Source organism: Photobacterium sp. MCCC 1A19761 (genome assembly GCF_037389125.1).
In the GTDB taxonomy this organism is placed as follows: Bacteria; Pseudomonadota; Gammaproteobacteria; order Enterobacterales; family Vibrionaceae; genus Photobacterium.
On sequence record NZ_JAZGTF010000025.1, the window covers coordinates 41,810 to 62,539 of the forward strand.

The window sequence follows — 20,730 nt, forward strand, 5'->3', positions numbered from 1 at the left end:
TAATGGCAAGGAGTTGCCCAATGGAGACGGTGAAACAAATTCTGGCCCTGACCCCATTTACGTTTTTAAACCATTTCAGCCGGGTGATCCTGACTATTGTGCTGGCGCGACTGATGGGGCCGGAACATTACGGGACATTCGCGGCCATGCTGGTCCTCAGCGAGGTGTTGCTGCTGCCGGCCAGCCTGGGGTTTTCCGTGTCCGTTGTTCGGCTGGCGTATCCGATGTGGCAAACCGAACAGGTGTCCATGCTGCGGGGGTTACGCCTGGTGTTTCTGGCCTCGATTGCAATTCTGGGCACCCTGATCGTTGCCGGGGTATTGACCGGATATGCGTTTATGTCGCCGCACCAGCTGGCGGAACAACATCTGATGTACCTGTTGCTGATTGTCCCGTTAGGGGCGCTGATGCAAACCCAGTCCTCCTTGCTGCTGGTGTTTGAACGTCAAAAACATGCGCTGCTGAGCAAGCAGTGCTTGCTGGAGTGTCTGGTGCTGGCATTCTGTCTGGTGGTCTATTGGCTGGAAGATGAAGTGCTCCTGGCGCGGATCTGCCAGGTAATGATCGTGGCACTGCTCATCGTGGTGATCGGCCAGCATCGGCTGATCGCCCCGGCACTGGCCGGTCATGGAAAGGCGTTTCAGATGAAGCAGTGGTATCGTCAGTCGCTGACGGCTTTGGCCAGCGGGGCCGGGGTCGTGCTGGTGGCTAAGCTGGATGTCTTGCTGGTGCATCATTGGCTCGGTGCCCATGCCGTGAGCGTGTTCTATCCGGTGATTGTGATTGCCGGATTCATGGCGATTCTCTCCAATGCCGTCGGGACATTTCTGAAACCTGTGCTGTTACAGGCCCAGTCCGATCCGGGTTCACTGGCAACTCAGTCCACGGTCTGCCACGCCATCCGAACATTCTGGGGCATGAACAGCCTGCTGATTTTGCTCCTGTCGCTGGCGGCCCATCCGCTCTTGACCCTCTATGGTGAAACTCAGGTTGAACTGGGCCACGAGTTGCTGTTGATCATGCTGGCCGGACAGCTGCTGCTACCGCTTCGGGTGGTTACGGCCAACATGATCAGCTTGATGTCGAATCCGATCCAAAATTTGTATGTGCTGTTAGGCGTGTCGGGACTGACGGTGTGGCTGGCTTATGTGCTGCAACAGGAGTATCAGTTGCTCGGGGTGACGATCGCGTTCAGCGTCGGATTTGTGGTGGGAACCCTCATCCGGGCAATCATTGTGGTGAAAACGCTCGGCGTTTCCTGGCGGGTACTCTGCGGGTTTCCGATGCAACTGCCGCCGGGTGAACAATGGGATACCTCCGGCTCCTCATCGTGAGCCGGAGTCATCAGCCGTCGTTAAACGTTGCTTTGTTTTTGCTGGCAGTGAGCGATGGCTTTGGCCAGGATCTCGGTCGCCGTTTGATCGCAGGCAGGTAGTTCGGCATCGGAGGTCGCGACCGGAGTGGTGCGCTGTCCCCATTTGATGAGGCTGGCTCCCCAGGTCAGTCCGGCACCGAATGCGGCGGATAGGATGGTGCTGCCCGGCTGAACCCTTCCGCTTTCAACAGCTTCACACAAAGCAATCGGCACGGTGGCTGCCGAGGTATTGCCATACTTCTGAATATTGACGAAAGCTTTCTCGAGCGGGATCCCGGCATGGTCGCAGAGGGCTTCGATAATGCGTTTGTTCGCCTGATGCGGAATGACGATATCGATCCCCTGGCTGTCGAGCCCGGAACGCTCAAGCACCATATTGGCCGCGGCGCCCATGCCTCGAACCGCCCGGCGGAAGATCTCCCGGCCCACGAAATCGAATGCAAAGTGACCGGCATCCGGGTTAAAGCGATCCATATGGGTGCCGAAATCCGGGATGGCCAGTACGTCACGTCCTTCCGGATCGCAACCCAGTTGCGCTTCTAGCAGTCCGGATTCTTGCTCGGTGCGGCTCAGGACCACAGCACCGGCACCATCTCCAAACAGTACGGCTGTATCGCGTTTGCTCCAGTCGAGGTACCAGGACAGGTGCTCGGCACCAATGACCAGTGCATGGCGGTAATTACCGGCCTGGATCATTCGGGTGGCTGTTTCCAGTCCGTACAAAAATCCGGTACAGGCCGCATTCATATCAAAAGCGGCGGCTTTACCTGCGCCCAGCTCGAGCTGGACCTTCGAGGCAATGTTGGGGATCAGGGTGTCTGGCGAGCAGGTGGCGATAATAATCAGATCCAATTCGCTGGCTTCAATCCCGGCGGCAGCCAGTGCGCGCGCACCGGCGACACGGGCCATATCTGAGGTATCGACATGGCTGATATGGCGGGATTCAATACCGGTTCGGGTGCGGATCCACTCATCGGAGGTATCGACAAACTGGCTTAACTCTTCATTGCTCAGGACTGTCGGGGGCAGACACTTCCCCCAACCGGTAATTTCGGCGTAGTACATAAGATTCTCTTTTTCGTTGTTATCTGGCCATTGATACAGAAGGCCAACTTTCCAGATATTTCAGATTGGGCGAAAGGAGAAAAGTCGGCTCAAAGGCAGTTAACGCTAATGTAACAAAGGGGCTGAGGGAGGAACAGCGAATTCCATCAAGAGTTTAAGCCTTATCAACATGCCGGGTGAAGATGGGGAACTATTGGTGTGAAAATAGCCGGTTACTTGTCGCAGTGGCCGGATCATGGCCGCTTTCTCGGCCTGATCTTGGTACGCGGCCATGATCTGTTATGATGATGTTTCCGCAAATTTAAACAGAAATGGTAACCATAATGATCCGTTTTGGTGTGATTGGGACGAACTGGATCACTGACAGCTTTATTGAAGCTGCTTTGAAAACCGGACAGTACCAGCTGACCGCCGTTTACTCCCGTAAACTGGACAATGCGAAGGCCTTCGCTGAGAAATACGGGGTGAACTTTTGCTTTGATGATTTGGATGCGATGGCGCAAAGCCCTGAGCTGGACGCTGTCTATATTGCCAGCCCGAACTCACTGCATGCCCCGCAGGCGATGCAATTTATCCGGCAGGGCAAGCATGTGATTGGTGAAAAGCCGCTGGCCTCGCATCACGCTGAAATCGAGGCGCTGATCACCACCGCCGAACAGCAGGGCGTGGTGTTGTTTGAAGCGATGAAAACGACCTACACCCCAAATTTTCAGCGTATCCGGGAATGCCTGCCGAAACTGGGCAAGTTGAGAAAGGTTTACCTTTCATACTGTCAGTTGTCGTCTCGCTACGGCAAGTACCTGAACGGCGAAAACCCGAATACCTTTAATCCGGCTTTCTCGAATGGCTCGATCATGGATATCGGGATTTATCCGCTCAGTGCGGCGATCGGACTGTTTGGTGAGCCGAACAGCTTCACGGCCCAAGGCGTGCTGCTGGATTCCGGTGTCGATGCCCACGGCACCTTGGTGCTGCATTATTCGGACTTTGATGTGGTGGTCAGCCACTCTAAAGTCAGCGATGGCCTGATCCCGAGCGAGTTTCAGGGCGAGCAGGGCACACTGCTGGTCGAGAGCATTTCCGAGTGTCGCTCAGTAACATTGCATCGTTCGGGAGAGCCGCCACTGAGCTTGGGCGTCGTGCAGGAAGAGAATGTGATGTACTACGAAGCGTTGGAATTTGCACGGTTGATCGACTTGCAGCAGGTCTCGCATCCGGGACTGGCACGCACGCAAATTGTCAGTGCGATTATGACCAAGGCACGCGAGGTGATCGGTGTCCGTTTCCCGGCGGATGAGCAAAGTCTGTAAAGGCTCGGCTTGGGACAGCGGAAAGTGCTCAAAAAAAAGGTGGCCGATTCGGCCACCAAATAAAGGGATGTTGTTGTCGTTATTCAGGAAAATTGGTTGTTACCATGGTCCGTAACGCGTGGTCTCGTGCAATTACCAGAACAGGTACGCAATGACGGACAGCACAGCGATACAAACCAGGTTGAGGTAAATACCAGCTTTCATCATTTCAGACTGCTTGATATGGCCGGAACCGAAGACAATCGCGTTTGGTGGTGTGGCGACCGGCAGCATGAAGGCACAAGATGCAGACACGGCAATCAGCGTCGACAGAATGACCGGCGAGACACCCAATGCTTCAGCAACTGTCGCAAATACCGGGACCAGCAGTGCCGCACTGGCGGTGTTACTGGCAAACTCTGTCAGGAAGACCACGAATGCAGCCACGACCAGAATCGTAAAGAACATACCCGCTTGATCCAGGAAGGTGCTCAGACCTTCTGCCAGGAAGACACTGGTGCCTGTAGCTTTCAGCACGTTACTCAGACAGATACCACCCCCGAACAGCAGCAATACGCCCCAGTCGGTTGATTTTTCAATATCTTTCCACTGAACGACACGAGATGCACCCAGCAGAACAATTGCAGTCAGGGCAACCAGCGTATCGAATTTGCTGAATCCACCCAGCATCGCATTGACGGGTTTGCTGAAAATCCACAGGAAAACGGTCAGGGCAAAAATGGCTAGGGTGATCAGTTTCCCGTTGTCCCACTGAACCGGTTTGTGGTCGAGTTCGAAAGTGTGCTTCAGATTTGGTTTCAGCAAGAAGTACAGCAGCGTCACGGTGAGTGGCAGCAGTACAATTGTTGTCGGCAGGCCGAATGCCATCCATTCTGTGAAGCTCAGACCGACTTCCGCGGCCGCAATGGCGTTTGGTGGACTCCCGACAACCGTTGCGATCCCGCCGATACTGGCACAGTAGGCGATGCCCAGCAGCACGAATACATAGGTGTTGCGCTCGCTTTTGGCATTAACCTTGTTCAGGACACCCAGAACCAGCGGCAGCATCAGTGCTGTTGTTGCGGTGTTACTAATCCACATCGACAGACCGGCAGTGACCCCAAACAGCATGAAGACAGCAACCGACATGCGGCCTTTCGCCAGAAGCAGAACTTTATCGGCGATCGCTTTATCCAGTTCCTGCTTGTGCATCGCAGCAGCCAGGGCGAACCCTCCCAGGAACAGGAAGATAATCGGGTTGGCGAAGTTACTCAGGGCTTGTGGTGTTTTAAAAATACCGAATCCAATGGCCAGGAGCGGCACCAGGATAGCGGTAATGCTGACATGAACGGCTTCGGTCAGCCATAACACGGCCACAAAGGCCAGGATACTCAGACCGATTACGACGTCCTTTTCGTAAGGTAGGATGTTCATTAAAAAGGTAAAAAGGGCGATGTCTGCCAGTAGAATGATGCTATTCCTGTCAAACAGCCACTTTTTCAGTGTCAGGGTTAAGGCTGTCATATGCTTTCCTTTAGCTATGTTATTACGGTTCATACAACTTCATGCACCTAGGTGTCATATGAGGCAAATGTTACATGTTATTTTCGAGTTGTTAATTGCTTGCTGCGTGATTATTAGGCGTTTGGGTGGGTAATTATGTGTTTTGTGAGGTTATTGCTAAATAATGTGTGGGATTGTACCCATTAATTACTCGGCTAGTTAATCATGCTATTGATGCTTATCGAAAATGTCATTTTCAGCCGAATTTGCTGCTATTGATGTGGATCATTTTTTTTACATTGAGATAGCCTTTGCGGTGGGGTCTGAAGCGATATCACAGGCGGCAAGAATGCGGCGGTCGCATCTTCGCTCTTCAGGTCAATAAATATGCATCATTGAACTGTCTCGGAAGTGCTGATTAATGCTTCATCATCTATCTAGTTGTGATGTGACATAAGTCACAGTTGAGGTTCCGGGATCCGCAAAGGTGTTTCAGCAATTCTATGCCTTGGGTATCATAATTGCTAAGGGATGTTATCAGTAATAAAAATAAGGCTAGGTTGTTATGAGCGCAAAAACGCAAGGGTTGCGTAAGCGTGTTCGTGCTGAGGCACAAGCGCATTTGAAAGGAGTCCGTGAAAAGTTTCTGCAGTCCTATATTGTGAAGGCATCAAAAGAAAAGGTGGGTTGACCCTTGTTTTCTTTTTACTTTTCAAACAGAACAAAAAGCCATGCACTCAATGCATGGCTTTGTTTTTTCAGGCAGGCGGAAGGGGCGCATCGGCGATTTCCGGCCCTTCAAATTCAGGCGGAGCGGTTTCTATCGGCTCTTTCGGGCCAAGAAAACGTGGCTTGATGTCGAGCAGATACACATCGGCGATGGCTTTAAGCCGCGCCAGAACTTCCCGCATTCGGATCTTAAACCCGGCGAGCCCACCTGGCTCGGGTACTGCCAGGCAGATGGCATCAATATTGTTATTCTTGGCAATGAATAACGCGCGTTCGCAGTGAAACTTCTGCGTAATAATCACAAAGTGATTAACTTCAAAGACCCGTTTGGCGCGAACCACGGAGTCCAGGGTACGGAAACCGGCATAGTCGAGTACAATATCATGTTCAGGGATCCCCGCCTTGAGCAAATCCCGTTTCATGGTCCAGGGTTCATTGTACGAGCGGTGTGCATTGTCGCCGCTGAGCAGCAGGATGTTGATTTTGCCGAGTTTATACAGCTGTTGCGCCGCTTCCATGCGGTATTCGTAATACGGGTTCAACGCTTTCGCAATGAATTTGCTGGTCCCCAGCACCAATCCGATAGCCCGGTTTGGTACCTGAGCCGGATCGGTAAAGATCCGATCCGCCGCTGAAGCCGCTACCCAGCGATCAGCCAGCAAGCTCATCCCAATGACGAGAAGACTTATGACAGCAAACAGGCGGATGACGTTGAGCGGTTTCATATAATTCCGTGGAGCATTAAAAATCGTATCATACCAAACTGATAACTAATCTGTTGATAACGCAGTGTAAAATACCTGTCAAATAATACTGGAAGGCAGCTAGCCAACGTCAATTGATTCAGATTGATTGAATAGTATGTGGCAGTAGATAGGTTTGGCAACGGCAAGATCAAAAAAAAGCCCGCGTATGCGGGCTTATATAGGCATGGCAGACTGATTAGAAAGACGTTCGCTTGTAGCGGCGATACTCTGATTGCCAGAAGTTGGCTTCAATCTTCTCTTTAATCCGCTCATCGGTATTCTTTGGTGCTTTTTGTTGCTCGACGGCTTTTTTCGCCACGGCAAAAGCGATGTGACGGGACACTTCCTGAATATCTTCCAGAGGCGGCAGCAGGTCGCCATTGCCGTATTTCGCCATTGGCGAGCATTCAGCGAGGGCACGGCTACTGGCCATCAGCATTTCATCGGTGACACGACGGGCGCCGACGGCCAGGACACCCAGACCGATCCCCGGGAAGATGTAACTGTTGTTACATTGGGCGATGGTGTAGGTTTTGCCTTCGTGAACCACAGGCTCGAACGGTGAGCCGGTCGCAACCAGTGCCTTGCCGTTCGTCCAACGGATCAGATCGGCCGGCGTCGCTTCAACGCGGCTGGTCGGGTTGGACAGCGGGAAGATAATCGGACGCTCGCAATGCTGATTCATTTCGCGGATCACTTCCTCGCTGAACAGGCCCGGCACACCGGACACCCCGATCAACACGGTCGGCTTCGCGTTACGCATCACATCCAACAGCGAGATGTTGTTATCTTCGGTATCCCACAGGTTGATTTCATTGCGCGGCTGAACCAGTTTCTTCTGGAAGTTGAGCAGGTTCGGCATATCGTCGACCAGCAGACCCCAGCGATCGACCATAAATACCTGGCTGCGCGCTTGTTGCTCGGAGATCCCTTCAGAAACCATTTGCGCGATGATTGCTTCAGCAATACCGCAACCGGCTGAGCCGGCACCCAGGAAGGTGACGCGTTGCTCGGACAGTTTGCTCCCCGCCGCTTTACAGGCAGCCAGCAGCGAGCCAACGGTCACTGCCGCGGTGCCTTGGATGTCATCGTTGAAGCAGCAGACCTTGTTCTTGTAACGCTCCAGTAATGGCATGGCATTTTTCTGGGCAAAATCTTCGAACTGGATCAGGGCATCCGGCCAACGTCGCTTCACGGACTGGATAAACTCATCGACAAAGTCTTCATATTCCTGACCGGTGATCCGCGTGTGACGCCAGCCCATGTACATTGGATCGGACAGTCGCTGCGGGTTGTTGGTCCCGACATCCAGGACAACCGGTAGGGTGTAAGCCGGGCTGATCCCGCCACACGCGGTGTACAGTGACAGTTTACCAATTGGGATCCCCATGCCACCGATCCCTTGGTCGCCCAGACCCAGGATTCGTTCACCATCTGTTACAACAATGACTTTCACGTTGTGACGTGATGCGTTGTTCAGCATGTCTTCAATCCGATCGCGGTTCGGATAGGAGATGAACAGGCCACGGCCACGACGGTAGATGCTGGAAAAGTTCTCACAGGCAGCACCAACGGTCGGGGTGTAGATGATCGGCATCATCTCGGTAATGTGATTTTCGACCAGGCGGTAGAAGAGCGTTTCGTTGGTATCCTGGATGTTACGAAGGTAGATGTGGCGGTCAATATCATTATCAAATTTTTGATATTGCTGATAAGCACGCTCAGCTTGTTCTTCAATCGTTTCAATTGCTTCAGGAAGGAGACCTTCAAGGTTGAAGAACATGCGTTCTTCGACGCTGAACGCACTTCCTTTGTTTAACAGGGGTGTTTCAAGTAACGCAGGGCCTGCGTAGGGGATATATAGGGGTCTTTTATCGTTTTTCATGCAATTGACTTTGGTAATAGGTTAGGTCGGAGTCAATGAAAATTGCATACATCATTTTCATTCAGTGCTAATCCTATGCCTATAAATCGTTTATTTCAAAGGCTGAACACCACTTTTTTGCGAAATTGATCAAGTTTCCCGCCATCTTTTTACAGTAATTAACATTAATCAGACTGCAATGTTTCAATCTAAGGTTTAATGTTTCAAGTTGAGGTTGAATTTGTGTATTAAATGTTTATTTATAGTTTTGTCTATGTTGTGATCTGCGTTGTGATTTTTGTATAGAAAATCGCAGAGAGGAATGGGAGAGGTCGTGTTTGTTTTTTGTTAAACTTGATCGGTTTTTGTTTGATTTGTGTTGAGCCTTGTTGGCTGTCGAAGTGCGACACCTTGAATGACGGAGCTGCTGGGAGATAACGATTCAGCCCGGCGATAGAAAGCCGGGCTGAGTGGTGTTGGCAGTGCCAACGGGCAAAAACGTGTCTGAAAGCTGAATCGATCTGCGAGACCTAATAATGCCAAGGGAAGCGACTGAAATCCTGATCGCGTTTTTCCAGAAACGCATCCCGACCTTCTTGTGCTTCATCTGTGCCATAGGCAAGGCGCGTCGCTTCACCGGCAAACAGTTGCTGGCCGACCAAGCCGTCATCCGGCAGGTTAAAGCCGTATTTCAGCATCCGCATAGCGGTCGGTGATTTACTGTTAATGGCTTGGCCCCAACGCAATGCCTCTTCTTCCAGCTCAAAATGGTCGACGACTTTATTCACCATCCCCATCTCAAAGGCTTCCTGAGCACTGTAATCAAAGCCACAGAAGAAGATCTCCCGCGCGCGTTTCTGGCCGATCATTTTCGCCAGGTAAGCCGAGCCGTAGCCGGAATCAAACGAAGCCACATCCGGATCGGTTTGCTTAAAGACTGCGTGCTCTTTCGAGGCCAGGGTTAAGTCGCACACCACGTGCAGACTGTGCCCGCCGCCAACGGCCCAACCGGGTACAACGGCGATCACGACTTTCGGCATAAAGCGGATCATCCGCTGAACTTCGAGAATGTGCAGGCGTCCCATGCGGGCCAGGTCGGCGGTACCGGCTTCCGCGCCTTCATACTTATAGCCATCCTTGCCACGAATACGTTGGTCACCACCGGAAGAGAACGACCACTGGCCTTTGTGTGACGGCCCATTGCCGGTTAACAGGACACAGCCAACATCTGACCATTGACGGGCATGATCCAAAGCAGTGAACAGCTCATCGACGGTTTTGGGACGAAAAGCATTGAGACAATCCGGGCGGTTAATCGCAATCCGGACCGTCCCCTGATCTTTCGCGCGGTGGTAAGTAATATCTTCAAATTCGAAGCCTGGGACTTCATCCCACAGTGCCGGGTTAAAAATTTCTTTGCGGGTCATGATGACGAACCTCTAGAACTGGATGCATGCATAGAGCTCTAGGCTAGGGGCTTGCGGCCAAATGTCAATGATTTCTATAGGGAAATTAAGGTTTTGGTTGCATAAGCGGCAGGTGGCGGTTTGGCTCGTGAAATTGGCTACCGGCTTGGTGATGAAGGAAGTGCCGGATGGTACCAGAGATATTGCTGTTGATACCGTGTACTTAACTGAAATCACTTTTGCCCCACGTCCTTGGCTTACAGCTCTTTGATACCAGTAATTGGCAGTCATACAGGCTCAAACACCATGGTGCGAGGCGTAGTATTAGCCAGCTTTCCAACTGGCGAGTAGAGACCGCATTGTTTTCTTTTACTATTGAGCTACTTACAACAAAGATTTGAAGAACATCTTTTGCTAAATCAACGCAGGTGATAGTAATATGATTCATCAACTTGCTTCTTAATTGTTCGGCCCAACAACAAGAAGTGTATGACGGTTGAAGGTAGGTCGGAGCCTAAGTATCTGTTAGCCTCACAAATCAGAGATCGAATATGGAAGAAACTTGGGCGTCCGGCTCATTAGAATTGCTAAGACATGCTGATTCTCACATTCAGCTCGATACCGCTTTTGATAGCAGAATTGCTTTCATTAGTGTTGATAATTCAGTTGAGACCTCCATCAGAACCTTTCTATCTCTTCCGGAAAAAATATCGGGCATAAAATTCCAACGAAGGGAAGTTGAAGAAGCCGGAAACAGCTTTCCTAAAATGGTTGATCTGCTGTTTAGTAAAGCCCGGTCAAAACTAGCTGGTTTAGACGATGGTGATATCGAGCATTATCATCGCATCAGAAATCAGCTATATCACAATGGAACTGGCTTGGGCGTTGATCGACGATACTTGGATGCTTATCGGCAAATAGCAGCTGTTCTTTTGAATAACTTATTTGGTGTAAAAGCTGACCCGAAAGCTGCAGAGGTCACGCTGGAGAACCTTATATTACTCTTTAACGAAGTTGAGACATTGGTTCGCAAAACATTCGAAGATTCTGGTGTGGACACAGGCCATACCTTCAAATGGGAAATGGCAGTGCGTGAAGGGGCTTTGGAAATGGAAGATATCAATCAGCTTACAGAATTGCGCATGATTAGAAATACCCAAGTACATTCTACCGCTGAAAATATCGACAAGAAGCGTATCGAATTGGGTGTTGAAATAGCCGAAACATTAATCAAAAAACTAAAAGGCTAACAAGGCGTTGCACCGGCCCAGTCAGTGAACACTGCGTTATACATCTGAGGGATAATCCAAGTGGATATAAAAGTAATCGTCGCACTCATTGGTATTACTGGTATTTTACTTAGTGCCTTTGTTCAATACTTTTTAGGCAGTAAATCAGAACTAAGAAAGAAATCAATTGAACTCAGAGCGCAATCGTATGTTGATTTGATTGATGCGGTAGCCGCTATTGCATCCAGGGTGAGAGCGTGAGTTAACAAATTGTAAAATCACCACATGTAAGGCACGTTGGGATCTACAAATAGAGGGATTTTTAACCATCTGCCCCAGGTGTGAAATGCATGAGGTGTCTAATAATCACTCAACCAGCCCGAGGGAATTCACAGCTGTTCAAAAAGTAAACACATGTGATCTCACCCTGCTATTGCATCAACTAAAAGCAGAAGTCAGGAGCAATTGGAAAAGTTGAATCAATCTAAGACACGAGTAGTCTTGATGGCTAGTGATGGAGTTGTATTAGCGGTAGAAGCATTTTGGAGTGAACACGGAACATTGTCTTCTTCTCGTTCTCATGCTGCTTTCTCTAAGATAATTAATGCTATGCGCGCTGATTTAAATGGTCAAAGCTCTGTAGCACTCGATGTTCTACAGAGAAGCTTGTTCGGTGGTAGCAATGCATGACCAGCGTATTAAGATCAGGCGGCCAACAGTTGGCTACCGTGCGTTCCTAACTAATTTTAGTCAATTGTTTCTCACTGCTTGTGCGCGCATAACGTGTAATAGGGGACTCTGTGGCTATAAATCAGCATAAAATATTGAGAGAAGCTGTTAGATTTAGGCAGTTGATTCAGTCCTGTGAACCTGAAAAAACCGCATTAGTGACAGAACATTTTCCAGTGATGAATTGCAAACTAACGTCAATGATTCTTGTCTATCACTTTCTCAAACTCTATCCCGAGTTGGAAATTAGAGGTATTGGTGGTGTACGCCCAAAAAATGGATTAATCACGCATTATTGGATAGAAATTGAAGGTGTTGTAATTGATATTACTGGAGATCAATACAACTTAATCGAAGACGATCAATTAGATGACTTTCTTGTTGCTCTCAGACCATATTCTCCGATCCATGTGGCGAAAGTAGAAGACAGCTTTTTGTACGATGTTTTTGAAATATCGTATGTTGATACGTTTACTGTTGGTCTACCGGGTATAAGCGAGTCTTTCATTGAAAGTTTAGAGTTCTCATATACTCAATTGACCTCTACCGAAAAATGCACATAGCAATTGACTATGACGTCAATAAATAAGTTTGCGTTGTTTTTTTCAGCCAGAAGTCGTTGATAGGTGCTGTTGAATACCGGGTTACATTGAATGGCCGACAACGTGGCCACTGTAGGTATGACAAGGCGACTGATTCTTGTCACAATAGCGCTCCTGAGATCACAGTATAAGCATTGTTCATGTCACCGTCGTTACCCATTGATTCTTTAAAAGATACTTTTCTGTCGCAACTGAAATCCCATCACCTGGTGGTTGAAGCGGAGACCGGCTCCGGGAAGTCGACTCGTCTGCCGATTTGGGCAGCGCAACAAGGTCGGGTGCTGGTGGTTGAGCCGCGGCGGGTGGCCTGTACCGCGTTGGCGGAATATGTCGCGCAGCTTCGTGGCGATCAGCTTGGTGAAGGCGTGGGCTATGCCATCCGGTTTGATAACCGATTTAACGACCAAAGTCAGATTGTGTTTGTCACTCCTGGGGTGGCTTTGCGCTGGCTCAGTGACGATCATTTGGCGACTTTTGACACGGTGATGATTGATGAATTTCATGAACGCCGCTGGGATACCGACTTGCTATTGGCGTTGCTGAAACAAAAGCAGACGCACCGACTGGTAGCGACCTCAGCCACCATGGACAGCCTGAGACTGGCGGAATACCTCGGTGCCGAGCGACTGCAGGCGACTGGACGAAATTATACGGTTGAAGTGAGTCACATGGCTTCAGACAGCCGCAATATGCCGGATATTCGAGGGATCGAGAAGAAAGTGGCGGAGGCGATTTTACCGCTGCACCAACAGCATCAGGATATTCTGGTGTTTCTGCCGGGCCGTAAAGAGATCGCCCAGTGCGCGGCACACTTAAAGCAAGTGTTTTCTGCGGCCATCACCGATCACCAAATGGATGTCATTGCCCTGCATGCCTCGGTCAGTGATGACGAGCGCCATCGGGCGCTGACGAAAAGTGATCGGCAGCGGATCATTCTGGCGACCAACGTGGCAGAAACGTCGCTGACCATCCCCGGTGTCACCCTGATTATCGACACCGGACTGGAGCGGCGCACGCACCAGCGCAATGGCCGGACAGTGCTGGGTCTGCATGCGATCTCCCATGCCAGTGCCGAACAGCGCAAGGGGCGGGCCGGGCGGATCAGCGCCGGGCAGTGCATCCGGCTTTATGGCAAAGCCGCGCCGCTGGAGCGGTTGACCCCACCGGAATTACAGCGGGAAGAGCTGGTCGAGCCGATGCTGGCCGCGGCGAGCTGTGGCGCACGTCTGGATGCGTTGCAGTTTGCCGATCCGGTGCCGGAGAAGTCCCTGATGCTGGCGCGGGACAAGTTGCTGCAAATGCAGGCGATTGACCCGAACGGGCAAATCACCGCGCACGGTCAGCTGTTGTACCCGCTGCCGATTGATACCTTGTTTGCCCATTTGATCACGGCGATGCCAGATAAGGCCAGCCGGGAAGCGATGGTTGATCTGGCCGCCGGGCTGAGTGTTTATCAGCGCGTATGGCAAATGCCGAATGGAGAAGAAAACCGGGAAAAACTGGCGCAGTGGGAGCCGAACCATTGTGACGCAATGGCGCTGGTGAAGCTGCTGCGTGGCACGGTTCCGGAATGGCTGACCATTGATCGTGATGTACTGGCCGAAGCGCGCCAGTTGTCGCGACAAATGCGCGAGGCGCTGCAATTGCCGGATCTGGATGCGGCGTCATCCGTGAAACGCGAGCCATGGCTGAACGCTGTGATGAGCGCCGTCCCGGAACTGGTGTATGTCCGGCGGGAAAAGCGCCGCCAAGCGCTCGGAAACGGGTACGCTGAAGTCAGTATCGGCCGGGACAGCCGCTTTCCGGAACAGGCCGAGGCGGCGGTGGTTTTCGATCAGTTTGCCTTGCCGGGCAAAGGGGTTAAACAGAATCTGGTGCTGGCCACGTGTATGGCGCCGGTTACTTTTGCCCAGCTCAATCAACTGGACATGGGAACCGAGGAGTTGGGGGAGGCGGAAGTGACCGAAGCAGGCTGTCGGGTGGCCCATCGCCGGGTTTATGCCGGCCGGGTGATCGAGACCCGCTGGCAGGCGCCTCAGGGAGAGTCGGCGTTGGCGGCGTTGGTCGAGATGGTGCTTGACGGTGTGCTGGTCGATGGGCTGGCCGAGCAGGTTCGCGTGGATATCCACCAGTGGAACCTGTACCTGGCGTTGGGGCGCTATCAGGCTGAAACCTGTACGCGGGCACCGGAGCCTGTTGAGGCCCGCGATTGGCTGAACACGCAATTGGCAGCGCTGGGGGTGGAATCGGCCGAAGATCTGGCGTTATTCGGGGCTGACGATTTTCCGTTCGATGGCATTCCGACGTGGGAGCGGGAAGCGTTTGACCGCGAGTTTCCTTATCAGGTACTGCTGACCGATTTGACATTGAATATTGAATACCGGGTCGGCGGTAAGAAAGTGCTGGCGGTGTATGCCGGCGGCAACCGTAAAACGGACCCGAAGCGCTGGGAGTTGCCCCGCTGGCAAGGGTGGAAAATTCAGTACCGCAAAGCCAGCCGGACGATTGATATCAAATAGGTGGTTAGGTCGGTTGGGCCGAGATTTTGGCACGGATGAAATCGCTGTGGCTGACATAGATCAGCTCAGAGACCTGGCGGATCACCGCTTCTTCCAGCGGGTCAATCACACCATCGGCGTAGGCGACTTGCCACATCGCTTGGATTAACTGATAGCGCTGCTCTGCGGTCAGGCTGCGCAGCTTGTTGGTGAAGTCATAGAGCGAGACCGATTGCAGCGTCTGAGCACTGGCTTTATCGATGAGAAAGGTCGCTTCCTCTTCGTGAATATCCAGCAGTTTGCTCAGCAAGTGAACTTTCGCCTGCTGCTCTTTGGGATCGATAATGTGATCGGCGGCGGAGACTTCACACAGGAGCGCGGCCATGGCGAGCTGGAGACTGGGCGTATCTACGGCGCCACTGGCGTCGCCTTCATACATCACCTGACGCAGCAGGGTGCGTAGCTGTTTGAACATCGTGGGCTCTCTTTTTTCTCTGACGTCAATAAGACCGCAGGAATGGCCGGGGGTTCCGGTGAATGTCTGTCTGGAGCGAGCAAGCCGAAGAGTAAAAAGGGTAAAGGATAAAAAGGGGAAAAGGAGCCACGACGGGCTCCTTCAGCAATCCAGAATCAGATTAGAATCGGGCGTTGATGATCGGAAAGACTGGAATGTCCTGGCCGATGAAGGTGCCTGATTTGTCGTAGTTGATCAGACCAATCTGAACACCTTTTTCGATACGGTCCGTGGCATTGATAAAGCCGAACTGTAGCCCGGTCAGGCGGCCGGTGTAGTTGAACGCACCCATTTGCAGGCCGGTAAACTGACCCGCGGTGTAGTTGGCAAAACCCAGGTCAGCGCCTTTCGCATTCCCGTCGTTCCAGTTCGCCAGGCCCAGTTTCAGACCGGTAGACTGGCTGGTTACGCGGTTGACACCAAACAGCATCCCGAAGCTGACTCCGGTGAACTGGCTGGTTTCAGACAGACCCAGAATCGGCACATTCAGGCCGGAAACCTGCTCTGTCTTTCCGTAGATCAGGCTGGCACGAAAACCTTCGACATTACCTGCAGGCAGGTTGGTCTCAGGTAGAGAAAGTTGAACAGGTTGCGCAGCAAAAGCCGGGGCCGTCATAGCAGTTGCCAGGGCCAGGCTCATTAGTGTTTTTTTCATGATGTGACTCAGAGTTACGTGATAAATCGCGCGGATAGTACCTGAAGGGGGATGCTGCTTGCAATGGAAGCACTTTGCTGCTTCCTTTAACGAAGCAGGTTCCGATACCGCACCCGGCGCAGAGTTGTGGTAGAATCGCGCCAGTTTTATTCAATACCCAGCTGAAAAATCAGGAATTCCTTTGACTCAGTCGAATACTTCTCAGCCAGACGTTTTCAATAATGAAAAAACGCTGAAAGACGCGATTCAAGATTGCATGATTCGCGATCGCTTTCGTTTGCACAAGCGTGTGCAGGGCGCGGCCAGAATTAAAAATGAACAAGCCAGACACGCCGTGTTTGATGAAATTGCTATGGATATTGCCAAATCCATGCAAATTGCTGAACTGCGGGCCACACAGCGCCCGAAAGTGACCTACCCGGCGCAGCTCCCGGTCAGCCAGAAGAAAGATGATATCGCTGAAGCGATTCAAAATAACCAGGTGGTGATTGTCGCTGGTGAAACCGGATCGGGGAAAACTACCCAGTTGCCGAAAATCTGTTTGGAACTGGGTCTGGGCACCAAAGGGATGATCGGGCACACCCAGCCGCGTCGTCTGGCAGCGCGTTCGGTGGCGAGCCGGATTGCCGAAGAGCTTGAATGCGAGATGGGTTCGGCAGTCGGTTACAAGGTGCGGTTTAACGATCAGGTGTCTGAACGCAGCCAGATCAAATTGATGACCGACGGTATTCTGCTGGCCGAAATTCAAAATGACCGTTACCTGAACCAGTACGACACCATCATTATCGATGAGGCGCACGAGCGGAGCCTGAACATCGATTTCATTCTGGGCTATTTACGCGAGGTGTTGCCGAAGCGCCCGGATTTGAAGGTGATTATTACCTCGGCCACCATCGATCCGGAGCGTTTCTCCAAGCATTTTAACAATGCGCCGATCATTGAAGTCTCCGGGCGAACCTACCCGGTGGAAGTCCGCTACCGTCCGGTGAGCGAAGATGGTGAAGACAGTGACCGCGATCAGCTCCAGGCGATTTTTGATGCCGTGGACGAGCTGTGCGACGAAGGCCTGGGCGATATTCTGATCTTCATGAACGGAGAACGCGAAATCCGCGATACCGCCGAGGCACTGGAAAAGCGTAATTTGCGGGATACCGAGATCCTACCGCTCTACGCACGCCTGTCGGCCGGGGAGCAAAACCGTGTCTTCCAGGCCCATGCCGGACGCCGGATTGTGCTGTCGACCAACGTTGCGGAAACCTCGCTGACGGTACCGGGAATCCGCTATGTCATCGATCCGGGGACTGCCCGGATCAGTCGTTATAGCTACCGGACCAAGGTACAGCGCCTGCCGATTGAGCGGGTCTCTCAGGCCAGTGCCAATCAGCGGAAAGGCCGTTGTGGCCGGGTCGCGGAAGGGATTTGTATCCGTCTGTACTCGGAAGAAGACTTCCTGTCGCGGCCGGAATTTACCGATCCGGAAATTCTGCGTACCAACCTGGCTTCCGTCATCTTGCAGATGACAGCGATTGGCTTGGGGGATATTCAGGCGTTCCCGTTTGTGGAAGCCCCGGATAATCGCAATATCCAGGATGGTGTCCGCCTGCTGGAAGAGCTGGGCGCAATGAGCACCAACGCCAAAGATCCACGCAATCGGCTGACGGCGATTGGTCGCCAGCTGGCGCGTTTGCCGATTGACCCGCGTCTGGCCCGGATGGTACTCGAAGCGCCGAAACATGGAGCGCTGCGTGAGGTGATGGTGATTGCTTCCGCGCTGTCGATCCAGGATCCGCGTGAGCGGCCGATGGAGAAACAGCAGGCTTCCGATGAAAAGCACCGCCGTTTCTACGACAAGGAATCCGACTTCCTGACGTTCGTCAACCTGTGGGAGTATGTTCAGGAGCAGCAGAAAGCGCTGTCGGGGAACCAGTTCCGCCGTCAGTGTAAGAAAGATTACCTGAACTATCTGCGGGTTCGGGAATGGCAGGACATCTACTTCCAGGTTCATCAGGTGGTTCGCGAGCTGGATCTGCGGATGAACCAGCAGGAAGCCAGCTATGAAGGGGTCCATACCGCGTTACTGGCGGGGATGCTATCTCACGTCGGCCTGAAAGATCAGGAAAAGAACGAGTACCAGGGGGCGCGAAACGCCCGATTCAACATTTTCCCGGGCTCCGGTATTTTCAAGAAGCAGCCCAAATGGGTGATGGTGGCTGAGCTGGTCGAAACCTCCAGGCTGTGGGGGCGGATTGCCGCCAAGATCCAGCCGGAATGGGTGGAGCCGCTGGCCGAGCATTTGCTGAAACGCAGCTATAGTGAACCGCACTGGGAGAAGAAGCAGGCCGCTGTTGCCGCGTTTGAGAAGGTGACCCTGTACGGGATCCCGATTGTTGCCAAGCGAAAAGTGAACTATGGCAAGATTGACCCGGTGCTATCCCGCGAGCTGTTTATTCGCTCGGCGCTGGTGGAAGGGGACTGGGAAACCAAGCACAAGTTCTATCATCAGAACCGCAAACTCTTGCAGGAAGTGGAAGAGCTGGAGCATAAATCCCGCCGCCGCGATATCCTGATTGACGATGATGCGCTGTTTGAGTTCTACGATCAGCGCATTGATCACACGGTGGTTTCCGGACGTCACTTTGATACCTGGTGGAAACAGGCGGCCAAGGACAATGCCGAGCTGCTCAACTTTGAACGGGAAATGCTGTTCAGGGGCGATGCCAGCCATGTGACCGATCTGGACTATCCGAACTTCTGGCATCAGGGGAACCTGAAACTGAAGCTGAGCTACCAGTTTGAGCCAGGAGAAGACAGTGACGGTGTCACGGTTCATGTGCCGCTGCCGATCCTGAATCAGGTGGAGCCAGATGGTTTCGACTGGCAGATCCCGGGTCTGCGTCAGGAGCTGGTCGTCGCACTGATTAAGTCGTTACCGAAACCGGTTCGCCGCAATTTTGTGCCGGCACCGAACTACGCCGATGCGTTTCTGGCCCGTTGCGAAGCCATGGCGATGCCGTTATTGGATGCGTTGGAGAAAGAACTCAAGCGCATGACCGGTGTGACTGTTTTGCGTGAAGACTGGAATCTTGACCAAGTGCCGGATCACCTGAAGATCACGTACCGGGTGGTGGATCATCGCAACCGTAAGCTGAAAGAGAGCAAAGATCTGTACAGTCTCAAAGACGGCTTGAAAGAGAAGGTACAGGAAACGCTGTCGAAGGTGGCGGATGATGATATTGAGCAGGACGGCCTGAAAACCTGGAGTTTCGGGAAGTTGCCGGAGCGTTATCAGCAAAAGCGGGGCGGCTTTGAAGTCAAAGCCTATCCGGCGATTGTTGATAACAAGGACTCGGTCGGGATCAAGCTGTTCGAAACCGAAGAAGAGCAGCGCACGGCAATGCAGCAGGGTCAGCGTCGTCTGGTATTGTTGAATGTGCCGTCACCGATCAAGTATCTGCATGCCAACTTGCCGAACAAGTCGAAACTGGGTCTGTACTTCAACCCATACGGCCGGGTGATGGATCTCATTGATGACTGTATTGCCTGTGGCGTCGATAAGCTGATCGAAGCCAAAGGCGGGTTGGTTTGGGAGCCGGATGCCTTTGAAGCGCTGAAAGAGTATGTTCGCGCCGAGCTGGGCGATACAGTGGTAGACATTGCTAAGCAAGTCGAAGCGATTCTGACCACCGCCTTTAATATCAACAAGCGTCTGAAAGGCCGGGTGGATTTGACCATGGCTTTCGCGTTGTCAGATATTAAAGCGCAGATTGAAGGATTGATCTTCAAAGGCTTTGCAACCGAATGCGGCTGGAAACGCCTGCCGGACATTCTGCGATATATGAAAGCCATTGAGCGTCGAATGGAAAAGCTGCCGATTGATCCGAACAAAGATCGCATGCACATCATGAAGGTCGAATCGGTGGTGTCGGATTACAAAGAGTTGCTCAACAAGATCCCAAAAGGCCAACCGGTGCCGGAGAAAGTGAAAGAGATCCGCTGGATGATCGAAGAGCTGCGGGTCAGCTACTTTGCTCAGCAACTCGGGACGCCGTATCCGGTATCCGATAAGCGAATTCGTAATGCGATCAACGAATGTTGATTTGACTTCAATCACGTTATGAAAACAGAGCCGCAAAGGCTCTGTTTTTTTTACCCTTTCAAGTTCATACCTTATAAAAATAAAAAATCCTCTATGGCTATAGTTCGATCTCGATATATCTGCCTTGAGAATCCATTAGTTCAACTTGAACGCCAAATTAAAAATAATGATCCAAACTTATATCATAAATGAAAAATAATGGTTGCTTTACCGTGATATGCACATTTTGAATATAGTTATCAACTATGCTAATTTTTATATGAATTAATTCATGCTCTTTTCATAATAAACAAATTCCTTCACCTGATAGCCTTTAAATAATAATTTGGAAGAAATGTTAATTTTTATTATTTAGTTTTTGGTGATAATTAACAAGGAACTTAAATGAATTTCTCGAGTATTAAGCAGCAGCTACTCATATTTTGTGGCG

The 20,730-nt window shown here is 51.6% G+C and carries 15 protein-coding genes; 8 read left to right on the top strand and 7 right to left on the bottom strand.

Annotated elements, in window-relative coordinates; genetic code table 11:
• Nucleotides 1-20 precede the first annotated feature (20 nt).
• The gene (locus VV869_RS18965) at nt 21-1,334 is read left to right on the top strand and encodes a lipopolysaccharide biosynthesis protein (protein WP_337736487.1); all 1,314 of its coding nucleotides are present in this window, start codon (nt 21-23) and stop codon (nt 1,332-1,334) included.
• A gap of 20 nt (nt 1,335-1,354) precedes the next feature.
• On the opposite strand, the gene VV869_RS18970 is transcribed toward VV869_RS18965, so the two are convergent.
• Nucleotides 1,355-2,440, bottom strand: coding sequence for a ketoacyl-ACP synthase III (locus VV869_RS18970; protein WP_337736488.1), 1,086 nt, complete (start codon nt 2,438-2,440; stop codon nt 1,355-1,357).
• Between the two features lie 323 nt (nt 2,441-2,763).
• Here VV869_RS18970 and VV869_RS18975 point away from each other — a divergent pair, with 323 nt between their 5' ends.
• Nucleotides 2,764-3,750, top strand: coding sequence for a Gfo/Idh/MocA family protein (locus tag VV869_RS18975; protein ID WP_337736489.1), 987 nt, complete (start codon nt 2,764-2,766; stop codon nt 3,748-3,750).
• Between the two features lie 132 nt (nt 3,751-3,882).
• On the opposite strand, the gene VV869_RS18980 is transcribed toward VV869_RS18975, so the two are convergent.
• The 4 genes from VV869_RS18980 to VV869_RS18995 all read right to left on the bottom strand — a co-directional run bounded on the left by VV869_RS18980 (nt 3,883) and on the right by VV869_RS18995 (nt 9,998).
• Entirely contained in the window at nt 3,883-5,253 is a 1,371-nt protein-coding gene (locus VV869_RS18980) for an SLC13 family permease (RefSeq protein WP_337736490.1), read from the bottom strand.
• Nucleotides 5,254-5,990: 737 nt separating this feature from the next.
• Nucleotides 5,991-6,686, bottom strand: coding sequence for a SanA/YdcF family protein (locus tag VV869_RS18985; RefSeq protein ID WP_337736491.1), 696 nt, complete (start codon nt 6,684-6,686; stop codon nt 5,991-5,993).
• Nucleotides 6,687-6,903: 217 nt separating this feature from the next.
• A complete protein-coding gene (locus tag VV869_RS18990) occupies nt 6,904-8,592 on the bottom strand; it encodes an NAD-dependent malic enzyme (RefSeq protein ID WP_337736492.1) in 1,689 nt (562 codons plus the stop codon).
• 509 nt (nt 8,593-9,101) lie between these two features.
• Nucleotides 9,102-9,998, bottom strand: coding sequence for a 1,4-dihydroxy-2-naphthoyl-CoA synthase (locus VV869_RS18995; RefSeq protein WP_337736493.1), 897 nt, complete (start codon nt 9,996-9,998; stop codon nt 9,102-9,104).
• 530 nt (nt 9,999-10,528) lie between these two features.
• On the opposite strand from VV869_RS18995, the gene VV869_RS19000 reads away from it, so the two are divergent.
• The 5 genes from VV869_RS19000 (at nt 10,529) to VV869_RS19020 (ending at nt 15,056) form a co-directional block, all read left to right on the top strand.
• A complete protein-coding gene (locus VV869_RS19000) occupies nt 10,529-11,227 on the top strand; it encodes a hypothetical protein (RefSeq protein ID WP_337736494.1) in 699 nt (232 codons plus the stop codon).
• A 60-nt stretch (nt 11,228-11,287) separates the two neighbouring features.
• Nucleotides 11,288-11,467: a hypothetical protein gene (locus VV869_RS19005; RefSeq protein WP_337736495.1), complete on the top strand. Its 180-nt coding sequence runs from the start codon at nt 11,288-11,290 to the stop codon at nt 11,465-11,467.
• A gap of 204 nt (nt 11,468-11,671) precedes the next feature.
• Complete coding sequence (locus VV869_RS19010) at nt 11,672-11,896, top strand: hypothetical protein (protein WP_337736496.1); 225 nt, start codon at nt 11,672-11,674, stop codon at nt 11,894-11,896.
• A gap of 110 nt (nt 11,897-12,006) precedes the next feature.
• Nucleotides 12,007-12,498, top strand: coding sequence for a hypothetical protein (locus VV869_RS19015; protein ID WP_337736497.1), 492 nt, complete (start codon nt 12,007-12,009; stop codon nt 12,496-12,498).
• Nucleotides 12,499-12,677: 179 nt separating this feature from the next.
• Nucleotides 12,678-15,056, top strand: coding sequence for a helicase-related protein (locus VV869_RS19020; protein ID WP_337736498.1), 2,379 nt, complete (start codon nt 12,678-12,680; stop codon nt 15,054-15,056).
• Between the two features lie 4 nt (nt 15,057-15,060).
• Here VV869_RS19020 and VV869_RS19025 read toward each other — a convergent pair whose 3' ends face one another.
• Both VV869_RS19025 and VV869_RS19030 read right to left on the bottom strand, forming a co-directional pair.
• The gene (locus VV869_RS19025; protein WP_337736499.1) at nt 15,061-15,510 is read right to left on the bottom strand and encodes a tellurite resistance TerB family protein; all 450 of its coding nucleotides are present in this window, start codon (nt 15,508-15,510) and stop codon (nt 15,061-15,063) included.
• A gap of 160 nt (nt 15,511-15,670) precedes the next feature.
• Nucleotides 15,671-16,204 carry a hypothetical protein gene (locus tag VV869_RS19030; RefSeq protein WP_337736500.1) on the bottom strand — a complete coding sequence of 178 codons (534 nt, stop codon included), beginning with the start codon at nt 16,202-16,204 and terminating at the stop codon, nt 15,671-15,673.
• Between the two features lie 181 nt (nt 16,205-16,385).
• Between VV869_RS19030 and hrpA the strand changes: the two genes are divergently transcribed.
• The gene (gene hrpA, locus VV869_RS19035; protein WP_337736501.1) at nt 16,386-20,300 is read left to right on the top strand and encodes an ATP-dependent RNA helicase HrpA; all 3,915 of its coding nucleotides are present in this window, start codon (nt 16,386-16,388) and stop codon (nt 20,298-20,300) included.
• Nucleotides 20,301-20,730: the final 430 nt, after the last annotated feature.